The organism is Bradyrhizobium sp. UFLA05-89, from assembly GCF_059803475.1.
Genome location: NZ_JBANBA010000021.1, coordinates 1 through 19,298 on the forward strand (window position 1 = coordinate 1; position 19,298 = coordinate 19,298).

Below are 19,298 nucleotides of genomic sequence, written 5' to 3' on the forward strand. Positions count from 1 at the left end.
GGGCGCTCCATCGCTTTGTTGCCGCGACGATGGTGCCATGGCCTCGCCGCTCGGCCCATAGCATCTAAACCGCTCGCCCTTGGAGGCTTTCGGACGCCGGCCGCCGAATACGCCGCGCCGTCCCTCAAGCGGCCGGCATCCGAAATCCTTCACATGTGCAGACTCATGCAATGCAGCAAACAGCACCTTCTCACTCCATCAACTTGTCAGCGCGCGCCAACAAGACCTCGGGAACCGTCACACCCATCGCCTTAGCGGTCTTGAGGTTGATCACCAGTTCGAATTTCGTCGGCTGTTCGACCGGCAGATCGGCAGGCATCGTGCCGCGCAAAAGGCTCGCCGCAAATCGGGCAGTAAGGTCTGCTAAGTGATCCTCGGATGGGCCGTAGCCGATAAAGCCACCGTTCTCGGCCCAGCTGGCCCACATATAGATGGTTGGAAGGCGCAGTGCTGCAACTCGTTCTATAATCAGCGGAGTATTGCCGTCGAGCATCCCGGAATTAAGAATATTCAGCGCCGAAGCCCCCGATGTGCGTGCCTTGTCGATAGTCGCTGCGATCTCCTCAGCTCTGGTGATGCGATAGATTGAAAGCTCGACGTTTTTTGCGCGCGCCGCATCTTGCAGAGTGCGAGCCATCGCCTCAGTTGGGTTGCTGGGATCGGCGAGAGCCGCCATGCGGCGAATTCCAGGCATGGCTTCGATCAGGATGTCTTGCCGCACGCCGTCAAGCTCAGGGGCAAAAATGCTGATCCCCGTGATATTGCCATTGGGCCGGGCGAACGATTTCACCAATCCCTCCCCGACCATATCGCCTGTGATCCCAACGATGGGAATGCTCTTGGTTGCCTGCTGTACGGCGTTAACTGCCTCGGGTCCAGCAGCATAGATGACATCCGGTTGGGCTATGACCAGCTTCGCCACATGTTGCGAAATCAGATCGATATGAGGTGCAAAGGCGAGGTAATCAATCGTGAGGTTTTGGCCTTCAATGAAACCGGCGCGCCGTAGTTTGTCGAAAAAACGTACGTTAAAGGGTATGTCGCGAGGATGCGGAGACAAGCAACCCAGGCGATAGGTCCGTCCCGCTTTCTGGGCCTGCGCTGAGAGCGGCAACGCCGCCACCGCACCGCCGACAAGCGTCATGAAATCGCGCCGTCGCATTTCGTCGCCCTCAAGGCCGAGCGACAGCCTAACATAGGCTTCAAAATCCTACGGGTATTGTGCATTGGAGCAATATGCGCGCTGATGTCGCAGATGGGTCATTTTCGACGGGATTCATCAGGGATTGTCGGCAGGTTGATGTCCGCTTCTGCTCGTAAGCGCCGAACCGGGGCCGAGCCGGAAGCGTTGCAACAGGATCAAACATGTCGTCGGGTGGCGACGCGCTATGACAGGCTTGCTGCCAACTACCTTGCCTTCGTTCAACTCGCGTCAATCAGGCTATGGCTGCGCCTTAATGAGTCCAGGGCGGCGATGTTTCATGGCGCTGGCTTTCGCCACGAAGCGGCAAGGAGCGTCCACTCGGTCTAGGTGCGATGATACAACAATACCCCTGATTTGCCCGATGCGTCAATCAATTTCGTAAAATCAGCAATGCGTCGCGCCATCAGCCGTTCTACTTTGCATGGGGTTGTTTTCGACATTTTAGTTTTGCCCCGGTCTCGCCCCACCCGGCGCCGGCGCTCCGCGCAGGCTGGCGAGCAGCTCCTGCGACGGCCAGCAATCGACGGTCAGGCCCGCGCGCTGCTGGTACTGTCCGATTGCCCGCCTTGTGACAGTACCAAGCCGGCCATCGATCGCATCGGAATAATAGCCGCCCTTGGCGAGCTGGGTCTGGATCGCCGCGACCTCGCTGTTGCGCAGCGGCTTGAGCTTGGCCCAGGGCTTTTCGAACGGGGCGCCGCCGGCGATGAGGTCGGCGAGATGCCCGACGAACAGCGCATAGACGTCGGATTGGTTGTAGCTGCGGATCGCCTGGAAGTTGGCGAAGACGAGGAAGGCCGGGCCGTAAACGCCAGCAGGCATGACCAGTTGCGCCTGGTCCTGCAGCATGCCGGTGGCGGTGCCGGCATCGCTCACCGGCGTGACGCCGAGCTTCAGCCAGGCTTCGAGCGGCCGCTTGATGTCGGGCGAGCTCTCCACACAGCTCACGGTCGGCGGCAGACGAACCTCGAACCCCCATCGCTTGCCGCGCTGCCAGCCATAGTCGCGAAGCTGCTTGGCGCCCGAGGCGAGCGCGTCGGGGATGGAGCGCTCGAGATCGATCTTGCCGTCGCCGTCGCCATCGGCCGCGAATTTTGGGAAGTCCGAGGGCTCGAACTGTGTCTGGCCCATCGCCCCCGTATAGGAGCCCTTCGCGTCCAGGCTGATGGTGCCCTGCTGGACCAGGTCGAGCGCGATCAGGAGCTCGGTCCGGAACAGGTCCTTGCGGCGGCCGAGATAGGCCTGCGTCACCAGCGCCTGGAACACGGGATGGCGCTGTACTTCAGTTCCGTAATCGGTCTCGCGGCCCCAGATCGCGATGACGACGTTGCCGGGGACGCCGTAGGCGGCCTCGATGCGCGCGAGCAGGTCGCGGTAGGTTTGGAAATGCCGCGCGCCGGTCCTGGCCAGCCCTGTGAGCTGTTGCCGGGGCAAATAGTCCGCCGGCAGCTTTACGAATTCGGCCTGCTCCTTCACGGGGCGGCCGGGGATGACGAGATCCGGCAGGCCAAGATCGAGCTGGACATCGGTCGCGCGGTCGAACACCGCCTGCTTCACGCCGCGTGCCTTGGCGTCCTGCCATAGCTGCGCGCGCCACGCGTCGAAGGCGGGGTCGGCGCGAGCCTCCAGCACCTGCATCAGCACGACGAGCGCGATTGTTCCAGAGATCGCCGTGCGTCGTAAAAGGTCCATGAGGCGAGGGTGTCTCACGCGACCACCAGTCCGACCGCCAGCGCCAGCCCGCAGAGATAGGTGAACAATGCGCCGGCAAAGCGCGCCGGATTGGGCCGGTTGAGCGACTTGCCCCACAGCAGCCCGGCGGCAAGGGAAAAGCGCGCGATCGTCGCCACCACGATCGTCACGATGATCCAGCCTGGGGCCGGGCGCGTTGCGAACCAGAGAAACATCGCCGCGAAGAACGGCGCGTATTCGGCCGTGTTGGCATGCGCCCGCACCGCGCGGTGAATGGGGTCGGTGGGGCCGAGGTCATGGCCGATGCTCCGCCTGAACCTGCCGCGCAGGATCGAAACGTAAAGCCCGAGGCCGAACAGCAGCAGGCCGAGCAAGGCGGTGCAGATGATGGCGACGTTCATCGCAGTCTCCCCCCAAGAATCGAGGCGGAAGCAGATCAGATTGCGCCGTTCTGGGAAAGTCCGGCCGGCGGATCCCGACGCCCGTCGGCGCGACAAAGCTTCTTTTCCGCGGAGCCGATGTCCGCTACCCTTGCCGCTAGCCACCGGGTTAGGTGGCGTAGCCGCGTCAATTTCAGCATTGATTGATTGGGGCGGCTCATCTGCCGCGAGACTGTCCTTGGAAAAACGGGGCGGAGCCATGATCAACCGAGATTCGGCAGCTCTCTTGTCGCCGATCGAGCGCGATCTGCGACTCGATCTCTTCCGCGGCATCGGCTTGTGGATGATCTTCCTCGATCACATCCCGCACGACGTCGTGTCGTGGCTGACCTTGCGCAACTACGGATTCAGCGACGCCGCCGAGTTCTTCGTCTTCATCTCCGGCTATCTCGTCGGCTGGATCTACGCGCCGATCGTGCGGGGCGGCTTCTTCCTCGCCGCACTCAAGCGTCTGTGGAAGCGCACGGCCGAACTGTATGTCGCCCACATCATGCTGTTCCTGCTGTTCACGGCCCAGATCGCGCGCACCGCGCGGCGGTTCGACAACCCGATGTATGAGCACGAGTTCAACGTGTTCAATTTCCTGGCGCATCCGGACGAGCTGATCGGCCAGGCGATCCTGCTGAAATACAAGCCGGTCAATCTCGACGTCCTGCCGCTCTACATCACGCTGGTGTTCGCCTCGCCCTTCATCGTGTGGTGCCTGGTGCGGCGCCCGAACCTCACGCTGGCTGCATCCGCAGTGCTCTACGTGCTGTCGCGCTGGTTCGACTGGAATGTCGCGTCCTATCCGCCCGGCACGACCTGGTACTTCAATCCGTTCTGCTGGCAGCTGATGTTCGTGTTCGCGGCCTGGTGCGGCTCCGGCGCGGTGGACCAGATCGCGAAATGGGTATGGTCGAAGCCTGTGATGGGACTAGCGGCCGCCTGGATCGCCTTTGCGTTCCTGATCGTGATGACCTGGCACGTTCATACCCTCGAGGCGTTGATCCCCAAGTGGATGATCAAGGCGATCTACCCGATCGACAAGACCGACCTCGACATGCTGCGCTTCACGCACTTCCTGGCGCTGGCGGTCTGGGTGACGCAGCTCGTGCCGCGCCACTGGAAGGCGCTTCACACCAAATGGCTGCGCCCGGTCATCCTGTGCGGGCAGCACTCGCTGCCGATCTTCTGTCTCGGCGTGTTCCTGTCGTTCTCCGCACACTGGATCCTGACCCAATATACCAAGGGCACGTGGGAGCAACTCGCTGTCTCCTTCGCCGGCATTGCGGTCATGATCGTCGTTGCGTGGCTGTTCGACCGGGCGAAACAAATTCCGGACCTGTTCGTGGACGTGCTCGAGGAGGAAGAGGAGCCCGAGCCGGTGCCCGATCGCGACAAGACAGCCCCTGTCGTCGCGGCCGGTGCCGGCAGCTGAGAGGCGATTGCGGCGCTCGAATTTTGGCGAATTCTCATGGAGAGGTTCATGTCGAGAGGCTGGTTGACGATCGCGGGCACCTTGCTGTTCCTCACCTGCACCGCAGCCGCGCAGGCGCCGTCGCCCGAGGCGATGAGCGCGGCGCGCAAGCTCGTGATCACCATGAAGACGGCGGAGCAATATCGCGCGCTGCTGCCGCAGCTCCTGCTCAAGCTGCGCCCCGTCCTGGCCCAGGACAGGCCCGAGATCGAGCGCGACTTCGACGCCATGACGGCGACGAGCTCGGATATCTACGCGCCGTTCGTCGACCAGATGATCGAGCAGATCGCAGCGGTCTATGCCGCCACCTTCACGGTGGACGAGCTGCGCCAGATCGAGGCCTTCTACGCCCAGCCGGCGGGGCGGAAGCTGCTGGAGAAATCGGACGCGCTGACGCAGGCGAGCGCGCAGATCGCCCAGGATGTCAGCCGCAAGGCCGCCGACGAATTGAAGCAGCGCCTGACCGAGGCGCTGCGGCAAAAGGGGCACAAGCTCTGAGCCTGCCGTGGAGGCGCGACAAAAGCCCACGAGCAAGCACACGAGAATGACTTGCGTTAAGGCGTCAGGATGGCCCCGCAATGCTCGTTGCGCGCAGGTCCACTCAAATTGACCGGCAACGCCGTTGAAATTATAGCTTCCCTCAACGCCAAACGAAAAACACGACGGGGGAAGCCAGCATGACCGATATCTCGGCCACCATCTCGAAGGCCCGCGAGCATTCGATCGGCGATCTCCTGCGCCGCTCGGCAGCCCGCGAACCGAACAAGCCCGCTGTTTCCTGCGGCAGCGTGAAGTGGACCTTTGCCGAGCTCGACAGGATCTGCAATCGCCTGGCGCGCGGCCTCGATGACCTCGGCGTCCGCAAGGGCGATCGTCTGGCGGTGCTTTCGCGCAATTCCCACGCGTTCGCAGCGCTGCGCTTTGCCGTGGCGCGGGTCGGCGCGGTGCTGGTCCCGATCAACTTCATGCTCAATCCGGACGAGATCAATTTCATCCTGAAGAATTCCGGTGCGAAGGTGCTGGCGACCGGTCCCGATTTCGTCGAGCCCGCGCGCGCCGCAAGCGCCAAGGACTGCGCGGTGGAGAAGCTGATCTGGCTGCCTGGCGAGGATCCGGCGTCGCCGCCCGTAGGGCTCACCAATTTCGGCGATCTCCTGCATTCCGACGGTTCGTTCTTCGAGGCATCCGTCGATGCCCGCGACCTCGCCCAGATCATCTACACCAGCGGCACGGAATCGCTGCCCAAGGGCGCGATGCTGACCCATGAAGCGGTGATGTGGCAGTATGTGAGCTGCATCATCGACGGCGGCATGAGTGCGCATGACAACGTGCTGCACGCGCTGCCGCTCTACCATTGCGCCCAGCTCGACGTGTTCCTGGGGCCGCAAATCTATCTCGGTGCGTCCGGCGTGATCACGGGCAAGCCCACCGCCGACAACATCCTGGCGCTGATCGCGTCTCACCGGATCACCGCCTTCTTCGCGCCGCCGACGATCTGGATCGCGATGCTGCGCTCGCCCCATTTCGACAAGACCGATCTGTCCAGCCTGCAAAAGGGGTATTACGGCGCCTCGATCATGCCGGTGGAGGTGCTGCTCGAATTGCAGCGTCGCCTGCCGAACGTCAAATTCTGGAATTTCTACGGGCAGACCGAGATCGCGCCGCTCGCCACCGTGCTCCAGCCCGAGGACCAGCTCCGCAAGGCCGGCTCGGCCGGCAAGCCGACGATCAACGTCGAGACGCGCGTGGTCAACACGGCGATGGAGGACGTCGGGGTCGGTGAGGTCGGCGAGATCGTGCACCGTTCGCCGCATCTTCTGTCCGGCTATTACAACGACCCGGCGAAGACCGCAGCGGCATTTTCCGGCGGTTGGTTTCATTCCGGCGATCTCGCCACCGTCGATGCCGAGGGCTACATCACTGTTGTCGACCGCGTGAAGGACATGATCAAGACCGGCGGCGAGAACGTCGCGAGCCGCGAGGTCGAGGAGATGGTCTACCGCATTCCCGCGGTGTCGGAGGTCGCGGTGGTCGGGCTGCCCGATCCGCGCTGGATCGAGGCGGTCACCGCGATCATCGTGGTCAAGTCCGGCGAGACGCTGGACGAGGAGAGCGTCATCAAGCATTGTGCGGGGCAGATGGCGCATTTCAAGGTGCCCAAGCGCGTGGTGTTCGTCGACAGCCTGCCGAAGAATCCGAGCGGCAAGCTGCTCAAGCGCGAACTGCGCCAGCGCTTCGTCGGCAGCGACACGCTCGACAAGGCGATCCAGAAGAATTTCGGGACGTGAGAGCTCAATACTTCTTCATCGCCGCGCCGAAGGCGAGCCACAGCACCGTCGAGGCCAGCCCGAAGCCACCGAGCAGCAGGAAGGTCGGGCCGTAGCCGATCCATTCTGCGATCCAGCCGCCGAGCGCGGGGCTGAGGCTTGCCCCGACGCCCTGCACGGTGATGACGGCGCCCTGGCCGAGATTGATGCGGCCGGTACCGTTGAGCGAGCGCGCGACCACGCCGGGCACGGCGACCGTCTGCAATCCCGTGCCGATGCCGTCGAGCACCTGCACCGGTACCACGCCCCACCATCCCGTGAGGAAGTAGGCGAGCACGCCGCGGATCGGCAGGAACATGAAGGAGACCAGGATCACCGGCCAGTAATTGCGCTTGCTCGCGACCTTCATGGCGATCAGAGACGTCGCGACCATCACGCCTTGCGCAACTACTACCGTCGTGGCGACGAAGCTCGGCCCGTTGGCCTGGCCCTCGGCGACCGCCGCGAGCCCGTAAAGTGGCACGATCGCGGCGTTGCCGAGATGGAAGATGGCGAGCGCCAGTGCCAGCACCAGCAGCGGCTTGTGCCTCAGCAGCATCTTCATCGCATCCGGCGGAGCTTTGGAGTCGTCCTCCTTGCTGCCGCGTGCGACGCGGTCGTCGATCGATTTCGCCGGGATCATCAGCACGCAGGCGATCGCGATGGCGCCGAATGCCGCGGCCAGCATGAACACCGAGACATAGCCGTATCTGTAGCCGAGGTAGCCCGACAGCGCCGCGCCGACCATGTTGCCGGCGTGGTTGAATGCCTGGTTGCGGCCGTTCAGCGCATTGAAGCCCTTCTGCTTGGCGATGCCGAGCGTGATGCCGGTCACCGCCGGCACGATCGCGGCGCTCGCCAGCGACTGCGCCACTTGCGAGAACGTCACCGCCCAGAAGTTCTGCGAGATCAGGATGATTACGGAGGCGAGAACGACGCAGACGCCGGGGATCACCACCCACAAGCGCTTGTTGCGGCTGGCGTCGATGAAGCCGCCGATCGGCGTCGTGATCAGCATGCCCGCGACGTTGCCGATGGTCATGGCGGTGCCGATCAACCCGCTCGCCCAGCCGCGCTCCTGGAGGAACACGCCGACGAACGGCCCGATGCCCGACTGCATGTCGGCCATGAAGAAATTGAGCGCGAAGAGGGGCCAGAGACGAGGCGAGGAGGGGGACCGCGATGTCATCGATACGTCAAGCGTGGCCTCAACCGAAACCGGTGCTGGCGGGTTGCCTTGATCTTGCGTGGACCAAAACGTAACGGATGGTGATCCCATTGGTTCCAGCCGCTCTTGCGGAGGAGCGGTCCGGCCGTCACATCTTGATCATTGTTGATCGATGTCCTTCCTGGAGTACGCCATGCCACTCTGGACCTGCGAGACCTGCGGCGCGCAATTCCCGTCGAACGAGAAGCTGCCGGAATCTTGTCCAATCTGCGAGGACGAACGGCAATTCGTGAACTGGAAGGGGCAGACGTTTCTGTCCCGCGAGACCCTCACCGAGCGCTGCCGCGTGGCGTGGCGGGATGATCGCGGCCTCACCGGTCTTGCGCTCGAGCCGAGCTTTGCCATCGGCCAGCGGGCGCTGCTCATTCCGGACGGCGGTGCTTTCGTGATGTGGGACTGCGTTCCGCTGGCGACCCGCGAGGCGATCGAGCATGTCAGATCGCTCGGCGGGTTGAAGGCGATCGCGATCTCGCATCCGCATTTCTATGGCGCGCTTGCCGACTGGAGCGAAGCCTTCAGCGCGCCCGTTTATCTCCATGCCGACGATCGCCAATGGGTGACGCGGCCACATCGCGCAATCGAACACTGGACCGGCGACAGTCGCCGGCTCTCGGACGGCATCACCCTGTTGCGCAGCGGTGGCCATTTTGCCGGCGCCACCTACTGGACGCGCGGCGTGGACGGCAAGGGTGCGCTGCTCACCGGCGACATCGCGCAGGTGACGATGGACCGCCGCTTCGTCAGCTTCATGTATTCATATCCGAACTACACGCCGCTGAACGCGGCTGCGGTACGGCGGATTGCGGAAACCGTCGCGCCGCTCGCCTTCGATCGCATCTACGGCGCCTGGTGGGGCCGTAACATCGCAGACGGTGCCAAGGCGGCGTTCGACGCGTCCGTTGCGCGCTATCTCGCCGCGATCGCCTGACCGTTGTTGTTTGAGCAGATCTTTCCGAGAAGCGCTCCACACTTTTCCGGATCATGCTCTAGGCCCGCTGCCGCAAGGCGGCGGGCAGGTCCTGCCGCCTGGACCAGGAGATGTAGTAGGCCACGGCCGCGATGGCCGCGAGGCCCGAAAGGCTGACCAGGATCTGCATCGCCACGAGATTGGGTCCCGTGATCAGGATCAAGTGCGCGGCGAAGGACAGGAACACGCTGACGCAGAACACCGCGAGCCATTCCTCACCGCTCCGGATCACCGGTTGCAGTGATTTCCACAGCAAGGCCGGATGATCGGCCGGCACCAGATACGTGGCGAGGAAGGCAAGCGCGAGGAAATGCAGCACGCGATGCGGCGCGAGGTTTTCCTTGTCGGGGGTGAAGATGCCGAGCACGGCATCCGGCAGATAGGCGGAAAGCGCCGGTGAATGCCGCGCCAGGGTGACCGCCATCGCGAACACGAGATAGGCGCCCGCGAGCGCGCGCAGCCAGGACATGCCGTGCAGCGCCCGGGCAGGCGCGCCGGTCACCGCGAACCAACCGCCCAGCACCATCAGCATCTGCCAGCAGAACGGATTGAAGGTCCATTCGCTGTCCGGAGAGATCCGGAACGTCCAGCCGAAATACCTCGCCGCGAAGTACACCGCGATCGATGCGAGTAGCGTCAGGTTTGGATGCCGGAACAGGCCCCACAGCGCCAGCGGAAAGAACGCCATCAGCGGGATCATCAATTGCAGCAGGTCGAGGTTGAGCGGCTCTTCCTGGAGCACCAGCCCGCGCACCAGGATGCGAAGGGGATGTTCGAGAATCCCGGAGATGTTGTACTCGTGGATGATCTCCGGCGCGGTCGATTGCGAGGCGACGTACGCGATGGCGTCGATATAGATCACGAACAGCACGACGTAGGCCGCATAGAGCCGCCAGACGCGACCGAAGATACGGGTTGCCGCGACCACGAAGCCACGCTCCAGCGCCATCTTGCCGTGGATGATGGTGACGCCATAGCCCACCACGAACACGAACAGGTCGGCGGCCCCGCTGAAGCCGAAATTGCGCAAGGTCAGCAGATTGACGACGTTGTTCGGCACGTGGTCGAGGAAGATCGACCAGTTGGCAATCCCGAGCGTGAGATAAAGCCTGGCATCGTGGCTATGTGCGGCGAGAGTCGCCTTAATGGACGGTTTCATTGCAAAAGAAATGGGAATCAGGGGCGACGCTTTTAACGATAACCATCGCACGATCCGAGTAGCGATTCCGTGAACGGGGACTGTCTTTCCCCTCTCTCGGAAGAAGGCAGGGCTGTCGCATTTGCGAAACGCGTGGGTTCGGCATGCCGGCGCCACAAGCTCGTCATGCCCGGGCTTGTCCCGGGCATCCACGTACTTCGTGCTGCGGGAAAGGCCGTGGATGGCCGGGACAAGCCCGGCCATGACGACGTGGAGGGGCCGTTCGCAACGTCATTGCGATGGCCCTGCACAAGAGCGGGAGAAGAATGCTCATCACAACCTCTTGATCTGCCGCGCCCGTGCGCTATATCCCGGGTTTCCTCATCCAGTTTCGATCGGATAAACGCATGACGACGTCAGATACGGCTGTGCATTCGCAGCCTTTCCAGGCCGAGGTGTCCGAGCTCCTGCACCTGATGGTGCACTCCGTCTACTCCGAGACCGACATCTTCCTGCGCGAGCTGATTTCGAACGCGTCGGATGCCTGCGACAAGCTCCGCTACGAGGCGATCGCGACCCCGGCGTTGCTCGGCGATGGCGACGCGCCCAAGATCCGCATCGTCCCCAACAAGCAGGCCGGCACGCTGACCATCGCCGACAACGGCATCGGCATGGAGCGGCAGGAGCTGATCGACCATCTCGGCACCATCGCCCGCTCGGGCACCAAGGCTTTCGTGGCGAAGCTGAAGGAGGCCAAGGACGGCCTCGGGCTGATCGGCCAGTTCGGCGTCGGTTTCTATTCCGCCTTCATGGTTGCGGACAGGATCCTCGTCATCAGCCGTAGGGCCGGCGAGAGCGACGTCTGGACCTGGACCTCGTCGGGCGGCTCCGGTTTCGAGATCGCGCGCGCGAGCGACGAAGACGCCGCGCGCGTGAGCCGTGGCACCGAGATCGTGCTGCACTTGAAGGAGGATGCGAAGAAATATCTGGAAGACTACGAGATCCAGCGCGTCGTCTCCGCCTATTCCGACAACATCCTCTTTCCCATCGAGCTGGTGCCGGCAGAAGGCGAGCCGCGGCAGATCAATTCGGCGAGCGCGCTGTGGCAGCGCTCGAAATCGGAACTTTCGGCCGACGACTACAAGAAGGCCTATCAGCAGATCGCTACCGCCTTCGATGATCCCGCGATGACGCTGCATTATCGCGCCGAGGGCCGTTATTCCTATGCCGTGCTCCTGTTCGCCCCGTCGACGAAGCCGTTCGACCTGTTCGAGCCGTCGCGCAAGGGAAGGGTCAAGCTTTATGTCCGGCGCGTCTTCATCACCGACGATGCCGATCTGTTGCCGGGGTACTTGCGCTTCATCCGCGGCGTCGTCGACAGCGAGGACCTGCCGCTCAACATTTCCCGCGAGATGCTGCAGAACAACCCGCAGCTCACACAGATCCGCAAAGCGGTCGCCACCCGCGTCGTCTCTGAGCTCGAAAGCCTCGCCGAAAAAGACGCGGAGAATTTTGCGAAGATCTGGGACGCTTTTGGCGCGGTGTTGAAGGAGGGTATCTACGAGGACTTCGAGCGCCGCGAGAAGCTCTTGGCGCTGTCGCGTTTCACGACGACCTCGGACGAGAAGCGCTCGCTGAAGGACGTCGTCGCCAACTTCAAGCCGAACCAGACCGAAATCTATTACCTCGTCGGCGACAGCATCGAGCGGCTGAAGTCCAGTCCACGTCTGGAGGCGGCGGCTGCGCGCGGCATCGAGGTGCTGCTGCTCACCGATCCCGTCGATGCCTTCTGGACCTCGATGCCGATGTCGTTCGACGGCAAGCCGCTGAAGTCGCTGGGCCAGGGCGATCTCAACCTCGACCTGATCCCCCGCGTCGACGACGAGTCGAAGGACGAGCCAGCGGCTGATGAAGCCGCCACCATCGCGCTGATCAAGGGCTCCCTCAACGAGCGCGTCAGCGACGTGAAGGCCTCGACGCGTCTCACGAGCTCCGCATCCTGCCTCGTCGCCGATAGCCATGGTCCAAGCCGCGAGCTAGAGCGCCTTCTCGCGCAGCAGAACCGCGGCGAGCGCTCCAGGCCAATCCTCGAGGTCAATCTGCGCCATCCCCTGGTCACCGCAATCACCAGGGCGCCGGCCGGCTCTACGGTAGTCGATGATCTCTGCCTGCTGCTGCTGGAGCAGGCTCAGATCCTCGATGGCGAATTGCCGGAAGACCCGTCCGCCTTCGCCGCCAGGCTGAACCGCCTGGTACTAAAAGGGTTGGGTGGATAGGCGGAACGCGCTGTTCCCCAAGGCTCGTCATTGCGAGGAGCCACCCGGTCCTGCCTTCGGCGGGCCGGATGACAGGCTCCGCGACGAAGCAATCCAGATTTGCTCCGCGGAGACGGTCCTGGATTGCTTCGCTGCGCTCGCAATGACGGAGACTGTGGCGTCGTCGCTCACTCCGCCGCGTCCTTCCGCTCGTCGCGCGCGGCCTCTGCCTGCGGTTTCGGCTTCTTTGCCATCCAGCGCGAGAGCAGATTGGAGAAGCGGTCGAGATAGAGATAGACGACCGGTGTCGTGAACAGCGTGAGGGCCTGGCTGACCAGGAGGCCGCCGACCATGGCATAGCCAAGCGGCTGGCGGATCTCCGCGCCGGTGCCGGTTCCGAGCATCAAGGGCACGCCGCCGAGCAGCGCCGCCATCGTCGTCATCATGATGGGACGAAAGCGCAGCAGCGCGGCCTGGCGGATCGACTGCTCCGGCGACAGATGCTGCTCGCGTTCGGCGACGATCGCGAAATCCACCATCATGATGCCGTTCTTCTTGACGATGCCGATCAGGAGAATGATGCCGATCAAGGCGATCAGGCTGAAGTCGAAGCCGAAGATCATCAGGATGGCGATCGCGCCGACGCCGGCGGAAGGCAGCGTTGAGAGAATGGTGAGGGGGTGGATGTAGCTCTCGTAGAGCACGCCCAGGATCAGGTAGACCACGACGAGCGCGGCGAGGATCAGCAGCGGCACGGTGCCGAGCGATTGCTGGAATGCCTGGGCAGTGCCCTGGAAGCTCGTTGCCAGCGTCGGCGGCGCGCGCATCTCGCTGACGGTTTGCGAGACCGCGTCGGTCGCCTGCCCGAGTGCCACGTCCTCGGCGAGGTTGAAGCTGATCGTCACCGCCGGAAATTGGCCCTGATGCGCGATCGCGAGCGGCCGCACCGGCACATTGGTCCAGCTGCAGAAGACCGAAAGCGGCACCTGCTCGCCCGTCAGCGGCGACCGGATGTAGAGCTTGTCGAGCGTATTTAGCTTGCCCTGGAGCTCCGGGGTGATCTCGAGGATCACGTGATAGCTGTTGGTCTGGGTGAAATACTGCGTGACCTGGCGCTGGCCGAAGGCATCATAGAGCGTATCGTCGATCAGCTGCGGCTGGATGCCGTAGCGTGCGGCGGCGTCGCGGTTGATGGTGAGTTGAAGCGTCGTGCCTTCGGTTTGCTGGTCGGTCGCGACATCGCGAAGCTGCGGCAGCGTCTTCATCGCCTCCAGGATCTTTGGCGCCCATGCGTTCAGCTCGGCGAGATTGGCGTCCTGGAGCGTGAACTCGAACTGGGTGCGCGTGGCGCGGCCGCCGAGGCGGACGTCCTGCGAGGCCTGCATATAGAGGCGGGCGCCCTCGACCTCCGCGAGCTTCGGCCGCAATCGCGCGATGATCTGCTGCGCGCTGACGTCACGCTCTTCCCGTGGCTTCAAGGTGATGTACATGCGCCCGGAATTCAGCGCGGTGCCGCCGCCGCCGATGAACATCGCGATCGAATCGACGGCGGGATCGGCCTGCACGATCGCGTTGAGCTCCTCCTGGCGCCGCTTCATCTCCGTAAACGAGATGTCCTGCGGCATCTCGGAGACTGCAGTCAGGAAGCCGTTGTCCTGCTGCGGGAAGAATCCCTTCGGGATCAGGATGAAGAGGTAGACCGACAACGCGATGGTTGCAAAGAAGATGCAGAGCGTGATGAAGCTGTGTTTGAGCGCGATGTCGAGCCCGCGCTCATAGGTGCCGAGCAGGCGCTCGAACATCCGCTCGCTCCACTGATAGGCGCGGCCATGCCGCGCCTCGTGACCGGCGCGCAGGAAGCGCGAGGCCATCATTGGCGTCAGCGTCAGCGAGACCACCAGCGAGACGAAGATCGCCATGGCCAGCGTCACGGCGAACTCGCGGAACAGCCGGCCGATGATCCCGCCCATGAGCAGCAGGGGAATCAGCACGGCGATCAGCGAGATGCTGATCGAGACGATGGTGAAGCCGATCTCCGCCGCCCCCTTGTAAGCCGCGGCAAGCGGTCGCTCGCCATGCTCGACGTAGCGGGTGATGTTCTCGAGCATCACGATCGCATCATCGACCACGAACCCGACCGCGATCGTCAGCGCCATCAGGGAGAGGTTGTCCAGCGAATAGCCGAACACCCACATCAGCGAGCAGGCGCCTAGCAGTGCCAGCGGAACGGTCACGGTCGGGATGATCGTGGCCCAGAAGCTGCGCAGGAAGAGAAAGATCACCATCACCACCAGCGCAATGGTGATCAGGAGCGTGATCTGCACGTCCTCGACCGCGTCGCGGATCGTGATGGTGCGATCGCTGATGATCTTGATGGCGATCGCCGGCGGGATCGCCGCCACCAGCCGCGGCAGTTGCGCCTTGATGCGGTCGATGGTGTCGATGACATTGGCGCCGGGCTGCTTGAAGATGACGAGGAATACGCCCCGCTTGCCGTCGGCCCACGCCGCGGTCTTCATGTCCTCGGGGCCGGCCATCGCCTCGCCGATGTCGCGGACGCGCAAGGGAGCGCCATTGCGATAGGCGATGATGACGTCCTGCCATGCCGCGGCTTCGAGCAGCTGGTCGTTGGCGTAGATGGTGTAGGCGCGCCGCGTGCCGTCGATGTTTCCCTTCGGACTGTCGGTGGTGGTGATCGCGATCTGGCTGCGCACGTCCTCCAGCGACAGGCCCTTGGCGACGAGCTTTGCCGGATCGACCTGGATGCGCACCGACGGTTTCTGCTGTCCGCCGACGAAGACCTGCGCAACCCCGGAGATCTGGCTGATCTGCTGGGCAAGCTGGGCGTCGGTGCGGTCGCTGACTGTGGTCAGCGGCAGCGTGTCCGACGTTGCCGACAGGATCATGATCGGCGAATCCGCCGGGTTGACCTTGCGATAGGTAGGGGGTGAGGGCAGGTTTTTCGGCAATTGGCCGCTCGCCGCGTTGATCGCGGCCTGAACGTCGTTGGCGGCGGCGTCGATCTGGCGGTTGAGATCGAACTGGATGGTGATCGAGGCCGAACCGAGCGAGCTCGTCGATGTCATCTGCGCGATGCCGGGGATCTGCGCGAGCTGCCGCTCGAGCGGCTGCGCCACCGAGGAGGCCATCGTTTCCGGGCTGCCGCCGGGGAGTGATGCGGAAAGCTGGATGGTCGGAAAGTCGACCTGCGGCAGCGGTGCAACCGGCAGCAGCGGATAGGCCACGAGGCCGACGAACAGGATACCCGCCATCAGCAGCGAGGTGCCGATCGGGTAACGGATGAACAGAGACGAGAAGCTCTCTTGCATGCCCTGAAACCATCGACTGGCCAGCGCATCTTCTCCTCGCAAAAAGCGGAGTCGCGCCCGAGAGCCCGAGCGCGAATGTGCGTTTCCTTCAGCCTAAAGCTTGTTGATTGCCCTGAGCCATCGGCGGTTCGGGGCCGGCGTTGTGACAGCAAGATTAGTCCCTTCGCGCCGGCTTGCGAACGGAATCCTGCGGGGGATGATTGCGACCTTTGTCGAACGGGGGTGGCCCGCAGATATGCGCTTTCTGCAGGTCAAAAGACGTCAGCTCGCCTCCTCTTTCGAACGTGCGTCGCAAGCGGGAGAGGTATGTTGCGGAGCGGTCGCCTCCGCCGCCGCGTTATGCCATATCGGAACCGTGCGACGCCCGCCGTCGCTGCCGATTCGAGGAATTTCCGATGCGCATACCGCTCCTGACCATCATCGCCATCGCCGCGCTCCAGGCTGCGACGCCTGCCAGCGCCCAGCGCTACGACCCGCGCTATCCGGTGTGCATGCACGTCTACACGGGAGGGATGCGCAGTGGTGGCAGCGACTGGTTCGACTGCTCGTTCACGTCGCTGGAGCAGTGCCGCGCCACGGCCTCAGGCCTGTCCGCGTCATGCGATGTCAATCCCTACTACAACTACGATCAGCCACAGCCGCGGCGTCGTCCCAAGCGGGTCGACTAGCGCGCCAGCGCTTGCCCGTCAGCGCTCGCCAGGCCACCATTCCGAGCGCGGATCGCGCACGGAGATCCTCGTGGTGCGCAGCGCCACGAGATGGCTGCGCTTGTAGGGAAACCCTGACAGCTCCGAGCATTGCCGGCAGCGCATGTAACGTTCCAGCTCGTGGATCGGCGTCGACTTCTTGCGCCTGATGATATCGAGCGCGACGGTCTGGTGCGTCTCGCAGCCGAGGCACTTCACCTCGAGATAGCGGTAGCCGGCGTTCAGCGCGTCGCCCAGCGTCGGCGACGGCTGCGCCGGCCCCTGAAAGGACAGCATCCGCTTGTTCCAGGCCTCGCAGGCCAGGCGGTCGGCCTCTTTCCGTGCCGCTGCCGCCCGTTCCGCCGCCGCGCGAACGGATGCGCCGTAGATTCGCTCGCGAGATTTGTTGCCCATGGCGCAAGACAATGCGCGCGCAGGAGAGGCGAGGGCAAGCCGCTAGGGATTGCGGGTGTGGATGCTGCGGACGCAAGCCGCGTTGCGCGTGGGTGTACGCCACGGCAGTACATCGTTCCCGTCGGCTTGGTAAAGGAATGACTAGAGTTAATCGCGGACTAACCGCGTTTTACCTTGTCTCTTAACGCCTGGTCAGGGGCTCGCGGTCTATAGCTACCGTGACAGACGAGTGGCCAGCCGAAAGACATCAACAACATGAACACCGGCGTCATCGAGCAGGCGACATCGACGCGCACGCCCTCGGCCTCGAAAATCTGGCTGAAGGCGATCGAGCTCACCGCGCGCATCGAGACGCTGCCGGGCCGGCTGTTCGCCGATGTCGTCGAGGATTGGGCGAGGCGTCAGCCGGATCGCGCGGCGCTCGTCACGGACGACGAAACGATCAGTTACGATCAGCTCGCAAAACGCATCAACCGCTACGCGCGCTGGGCGCGCTCGGTCGGTCTTGTGAAGGGCGACACTGTCGGTATGATCATGCCGAATGGCGTCGACTATGTCGCCGCCTGGCTCGGTATCAGTCGCATCGGCGCCGTCGTCGCGCTGATCAACACCAAGCTGGTCGGGCAGTCGCTCGCGCATTGCATCGATGTCGCAAAACCGTCCCACCTCATCGTCGCGCATGATCTCATCGAGGCGCTTGCCGATGCCACGCCGCACCTGACTTCGGCTGCGAAGATCTGGACCCATGGCGATGCGCGCAGCGAGCGCTCCATCGATGTGGCGCTGGCCGCGCTCGATGACGGCCCGCTCGCGCCGGACGAGCACGGCGACGTGACCATCAATGACCGCGCGCTACTGATCTACACTTCCGGCACGACGGGCCTGCCGAAGGCCGCCAGCATCAGCCATCGCCGCATCCTCAACTGGGGCTTTTGGTTCGCTGGTCTCACCGGTGCCACGCCACAGGACCGGCTCTACGACTGCCTGCCGCTGTTTCATTCCGTCGGCGGAATCGTCGCGCCCTGCAGCATGCTTGCCGCCGGCGGCTCGGTGGTGATCGTGGACAAATTCTCGGCGACGAATTTCTGGCCCGACATCGTCCGGCATGACTGCACGCTGTTCCAGTATATCGGCGAACTCTGCCGCTATCTCCTGAAGGCGCCGCCGTCGGAATACGAAAATCGTCATCGCCTGCGGCTCGTCTGCGGCAACGGCCTGCGCGGCGACATCTGGGAGGATTTCCAGGCGCGCTTTGCGCTTCCCCGCATCCTCGAATTCTATGCGGCGACCGAGGGCAATTTCTCGCTGTTCAACGTCGAGGGCAGGCCGGGCGCGATCGGTCGTATCCCGCCGCTGCTCGCGCATCGTTTTCCGGCGACGATCGTCAAGCTCGATCCTGATGCCGGCATGCCCTTGCGCAATGCCGACGGCCTTTGCATTGCCTGCGCACGCGGCGAGGCCGGCGAAGCCATCGGCCGCATCGGCACTGCCGATGAAGGCGGAGGCCGTTTCGAGGGCTATACCGACGCCGGCGAGACAGAGAAGAAGATTTTGCGCGACGTCTTCGTTCACGGCGATGCCTGGTTCCGCACCGGCGACCTGATGCAGCTCGACGACAAGGGCTTTTTCCACTTCGTCGACCGCATCGGCGACACCTTCCGCTGGAAAGGCGAGAACGTCGCGACGTCGGAGGTCAACGACGCCGTGCGTGATTGCACCGGCGTGGTCGACGCAACGACCTACGGCGTCGGCATTCCCGGCACCGACGGCCGCGCCGGCATGAGCACGATCGTGGTCAACGAGGGCTTTGATCTCACCGCGCTCGCGGGTCATCTCGCCGCGCGCCTGCCTCATTACGCCCGTCCGGTCTTCATCCGTATCTCGACCGAGCTCGATGCGACCGAGACTTTCAAGCAGAAGAAGAGCCAGCTTGCGCGCGAGGGATTTGATCCCCGTGCGATCGCCGATCCGCTGTACGTGATGGAGCCGAAGTCCGGCGCCTATGTCGCAGTTGACCAGGAGACATATGCGCAAATTGTTGACGGTTCTATCAGGCTCTAATGGACTACAAAAACAGAGATAGGTCCAATTTTATCCGAATTGTCCAAGAAGCCATTTACCTCTGTCCGGTAAACCACGGAGCAATGGGAAGCAGGCACTCCGGAAGACGACCAAGCAAC

At 63.5% G+C, this 19,298-nt stretch carries 15 protein-coding genes; 7 read left to right on the forward strand and 8 right to left on the reverse strand.

From position 1 onward, the window contains the following. From SO139_RS13730 to SO139_RS13745, 4 genes are all read right to left on the reverse strand, one after another. The coding region (locus SO139_RS13730) for a hypothetical protein (RefSeq protein WP_449381448.1) at positions 1 to 186 on the reverse strand (186 nt) is incomplete at its 3' end. A gap of 4 nt (positions 187 to 190) precedes the next feature. After that, positions 191 to 1,144 (reverse strand): ABC transporter substrate-binding protein, encoded by a 954-nt coding sequence (locus tag SO139_RS13735; protein ID WP_449381447.1) that lies wholly within the window; start codon positions 1,142 to 1,144, stop codon positions 191 to 193. A gap of 501 nt (positions 1,145 to 1,645) precedes the next feature. Beyond that, on the reverse strand, positions 1,646 to 2,896 hold the full coding sequence (locus SO139_RS13740) for a lytic murein transglycosylase (protein ID WP_449381446.1): 1,251 nt from the start codon (positions 2,894 to 2,896) through the stop codon (positions 1,646 to 1,648). A gap of 14 nt (positions 2,897 to 2,910) precedes the next feature. Next, positions 2,911 to 3,297 carry an MAPEG family protein gene (locus SO139_RS13745; protein WP_449381445.1) on the reverse strand — a complete coding sequence of 129 codons (387 nt, stop codon included), beginning with the start codon at positions 3,295 to 3,297 and terminating at the stop codon, positions 2,911 to 2,913. A 238-nt stretch (positions 3,298 to 3,535) separates the two neighbouring features. On the opposite strand from SO139_RS13745, the gene SO139_RS13750 reads away from it, so the two are divergent. From SO139_RS13750 to SO139_RS13760, 3 genes are all read left to right on the forward strand, one after another. After that, positions 3,536 to 4,756 (forward strand): OpgC domain-containing protein, encoded by a 1,221-nt coding sequence (locus SO139_RS13750; protein ID WP_449381444.1) that lies wholly within the window; start codon positions 3,536 to 3,538, stop codon positions 4,754 to 4,756. 48 nt (positions 4,757 to 4,804) lie between these two features. Next, the gene (locus SO139_RS13755) at positions 4,805 to 5,293 is read left to right on the forward strand and encodes a DUF2059 domain-containing protein (RefSeq protein ID WP_449381443.1); all 489 of its coding nucleotides are present in this window, start codon (positions 4,805 to 4,807) and stop codon (positions 5,291 to 5,293) included. 179 nt (positions 5,294 to 5,472) lie between these two features. Next, a complete protein-coding gene (locus SO139_RS13760; RefSeq protein WP_449381442.1) occupies positions 5,473 to 7,083 on the forward strand; it encodes an acyl-CoA synthetase in 1,611 nt (536 codons plus the stop codon). 4 nt (positions 7,084 to 7,087) lie between these two features. Here SO139_RS13760 and SO139_RS13765 read toward each other — a convergent pair whose 3' ends face one another. Beyond that, the gene (locus SO139_RS13765; RefSeq protein ID WP_449381441.1) at positions 7,088 to 8,290 is read right to left on the reverse strand and encodes an MFS transporter; all 1,203 of its coding nucleotides are present in this window, start codon (positions 8,288 to 8,290) and stop codon (positions 7,088 to 7,090) included. 172 nt (positions 8,291 to 8,462) lie between these two features. On the opposite strand from SO139_RS13765, the gene SO139_RS13770 reads away from it, so the two are divergent. After that, positions 8,463 to 9,257 carry an MBL fold metallo-hydrolase gene (locus SO139_RS13770; RefSeq protein ID WP_498540168.1) on the forward strand — a complete coding sequence of 265 codons (795 nt, stop codon included), beginning with the start codon at positions 8,463 to 8,465 and terminating at the stop codon, positions 9,255 to 9,257. A gap of 58 nt (positions 9,258 to 9,315) precedes the next feature. Here SO139_RS13770 and SO139_RS13775 read toward each other — a convergent pair whose 3' ends face one another. Further along, entirely contained in the window at positions 9,316 to 10,455 is a 1,140-nt protein-coding gene (locus tag SO139_RS13775; protein ID WP_449381439.1) for an OpgC domain-containing protein, read from the reverse strand. A gap of 386 nt (positions 10,456 to 10,841) precedes the next feature. On the opposite strand from SO139_RS13775, the gene htpG reads away from it, so the two are divergent. Next, the gene (htpG, locus tag SO139_RS13780; protein ID WP_449381438.1) at positions 10,842 to 12,710 is read left to right on the forward strand and encodes a molecular chaperone HtpG; all 1,869 of its coding nucleotides are present in this window, start codon (positions 10,842 to 10,844) and stop codon (positions 12,708 to 12,710) included. Between the two features lie 167 nt (positions 12,711 to 12,877). Here the strand turns inward: htpG and SO139_RS13785 are convergent, their stop codons facing one another. Further along, complete coding sequence (locus tag SO139_RS13785; RefSeq protein ID WP_449381437.1) at positions 12,878 to 16,018, reverse strand: multidrug efflux RND transporter permease subunit; 3,141 nt, start codon at positions 16,016 to 16,018, stop codon at positions 12,878 to 12,880. A gap of 395 nt (positions 16,019 to 16,413) precedes the next feature. Here SO139_RS13785 and SO139_RS13790 point away from each other — a divergent pair, with 395 nt between their 5' ends. Continuing rightward, positions 16,414 to 16,686 carry a DUF3551 domain-containing protein gene (locus SO139_RS13790; protein ID WP_449381436.1) on the forward strand — a complete coding sequence of 91 codons (273 nt, stop codon included), beginning with the start codon at positions 16,414 to 16,416 and terminating at the stop codon, positions 16,684 to 16,686. An 18-nt stretch (positions 16,687 to 16,704) separates the two neighbouring features. Here the strand turns inward: SO139_RS13790 and SO139_RS13795 are convergent, their stop codons facing one another. Further along, complete coding sequence (locus SO139_RS13795; protein ID WP_449381435.1) at positions 16,705 to 17,118, reverse strand: hypothetical protein; 414 nt, start codon at positions 17,116 to 17,118, stop codon at positions 16,705 to 16,707. A 246-nt stretch (positions 17,119 to 17,364) separates the two neighbouring features. On the opposite strand from SO139_RS13795, the gene SO139_RS13800 reads away from it, so the two are divergent. Further along, positions 17,365 to 19,179 (forward strand): long-chain-acyl-CoA synthetase, encoded by a 1,815-nt coding sequence (locus SO139_RS13800; RefSeq protein ID WP_498540173.1) that lies wholly within the window; start codon positions 17,365 to 17,367, stop codon positions 19,177 to 19,179. Positions 19,180 to 19,298 lie beyond the last annotated feature (119 nt).

Excerpts from the sequence above, each read along its gene's own strand:
- SO139_RS13735 (WP_449381447.1), bottom strand. The coding sequence starts at position 1,144 with ATGACGCTTGTCGGCGGTGCGGTGGCGGCGTTGCCGCTCTCAGCGCAG.
- SO139_RS13740 (WP_449381446.1), bottom strand. The coding sequence starts at position 2,896 with ATGGACCTTTTACGACGCACGGCGATCTCTGGAACAATCGCGCTCGTC.
- SO139_RS13745 (WP_449381445.1), bottom strand. The coding sequence starts at position 3,297 with ATGAACGTCGCCATCATCTGCACCGCCTTGCTCGGCCTGCTGCTGTTC.
- SO139_RS13750 (WP_449381444.1), top strand. The coding sequence starts at position 3,536 with ATGATCAACCGAGATTCGGCAGCTCTCTTGTCGCCGATCGAGCGCGAT.
- SO139_RS13755 (WP_449381443.1), top strand. The coding sequence starts at position 4,805 with ATGTCGAGAGGCTGGTTGACGATCGCGGGCACCTTGCTGTTCCTCACC.
- SO139_RS13760 (WP_449381442.1), top strand. The coding sequence starts at position 5,473 with ATGACCGATATCTCGGCCACCATCTCGAAGGCCCGCGAGCATTCGATC.
- SO139_RS13765 (WP_449381441.1), bottom strand. The coding sequence starts at position 8,290 with ATGACATCGCGGTCCCCCTCCTCGCCTCGTCTCTGGCCCCTCTTCGCG.
- SO139_RS13770 (WP_498540168.1), top strand. The coding sequence starts at position 8,463 with ATGCCACTCTGGACCTGCGAGACCTGCGGCGCGCAATTCCCGTCGAAC.
- SO139_RS13775 (WP_449381439.1), bottom strand. The coding sequence starts at position 10,455 with ATGAAACCGTCCATTAAGGCGACTCTCGCCGCACATAGCCACGATGCC.
- htpG (WP_449381438.1), top strand. The coding sequence starts at position 10,842 with ATGACGACGTCAGATACGGCTGTGCATTCGCAGCCTTTCCAGGCCGAG.
- SO139_RS13785 (WP_449381437.1), bottom strand. The coding sequence starts at position 16,018 with ATGCAAGAGAGCTTCTCGTCTCTGTTCATCCGTTACCCGATCGGCACC.
- SO139_RS13790 (WP_449381436.1), top strand. The coding sequence starts at position 16,414 with ATGCGCATACCGCTCCTGACCATCATCGCCATCGCCGCGCTCCAGGCT.
- SO139_RS13795 (WP_449381435.1), bottom strand. The coding sequence starts at position 17,118 with ATGGGCAACAAATCTCGCGAGCGAATCTACGGCGCATCCGTTCGCGCG.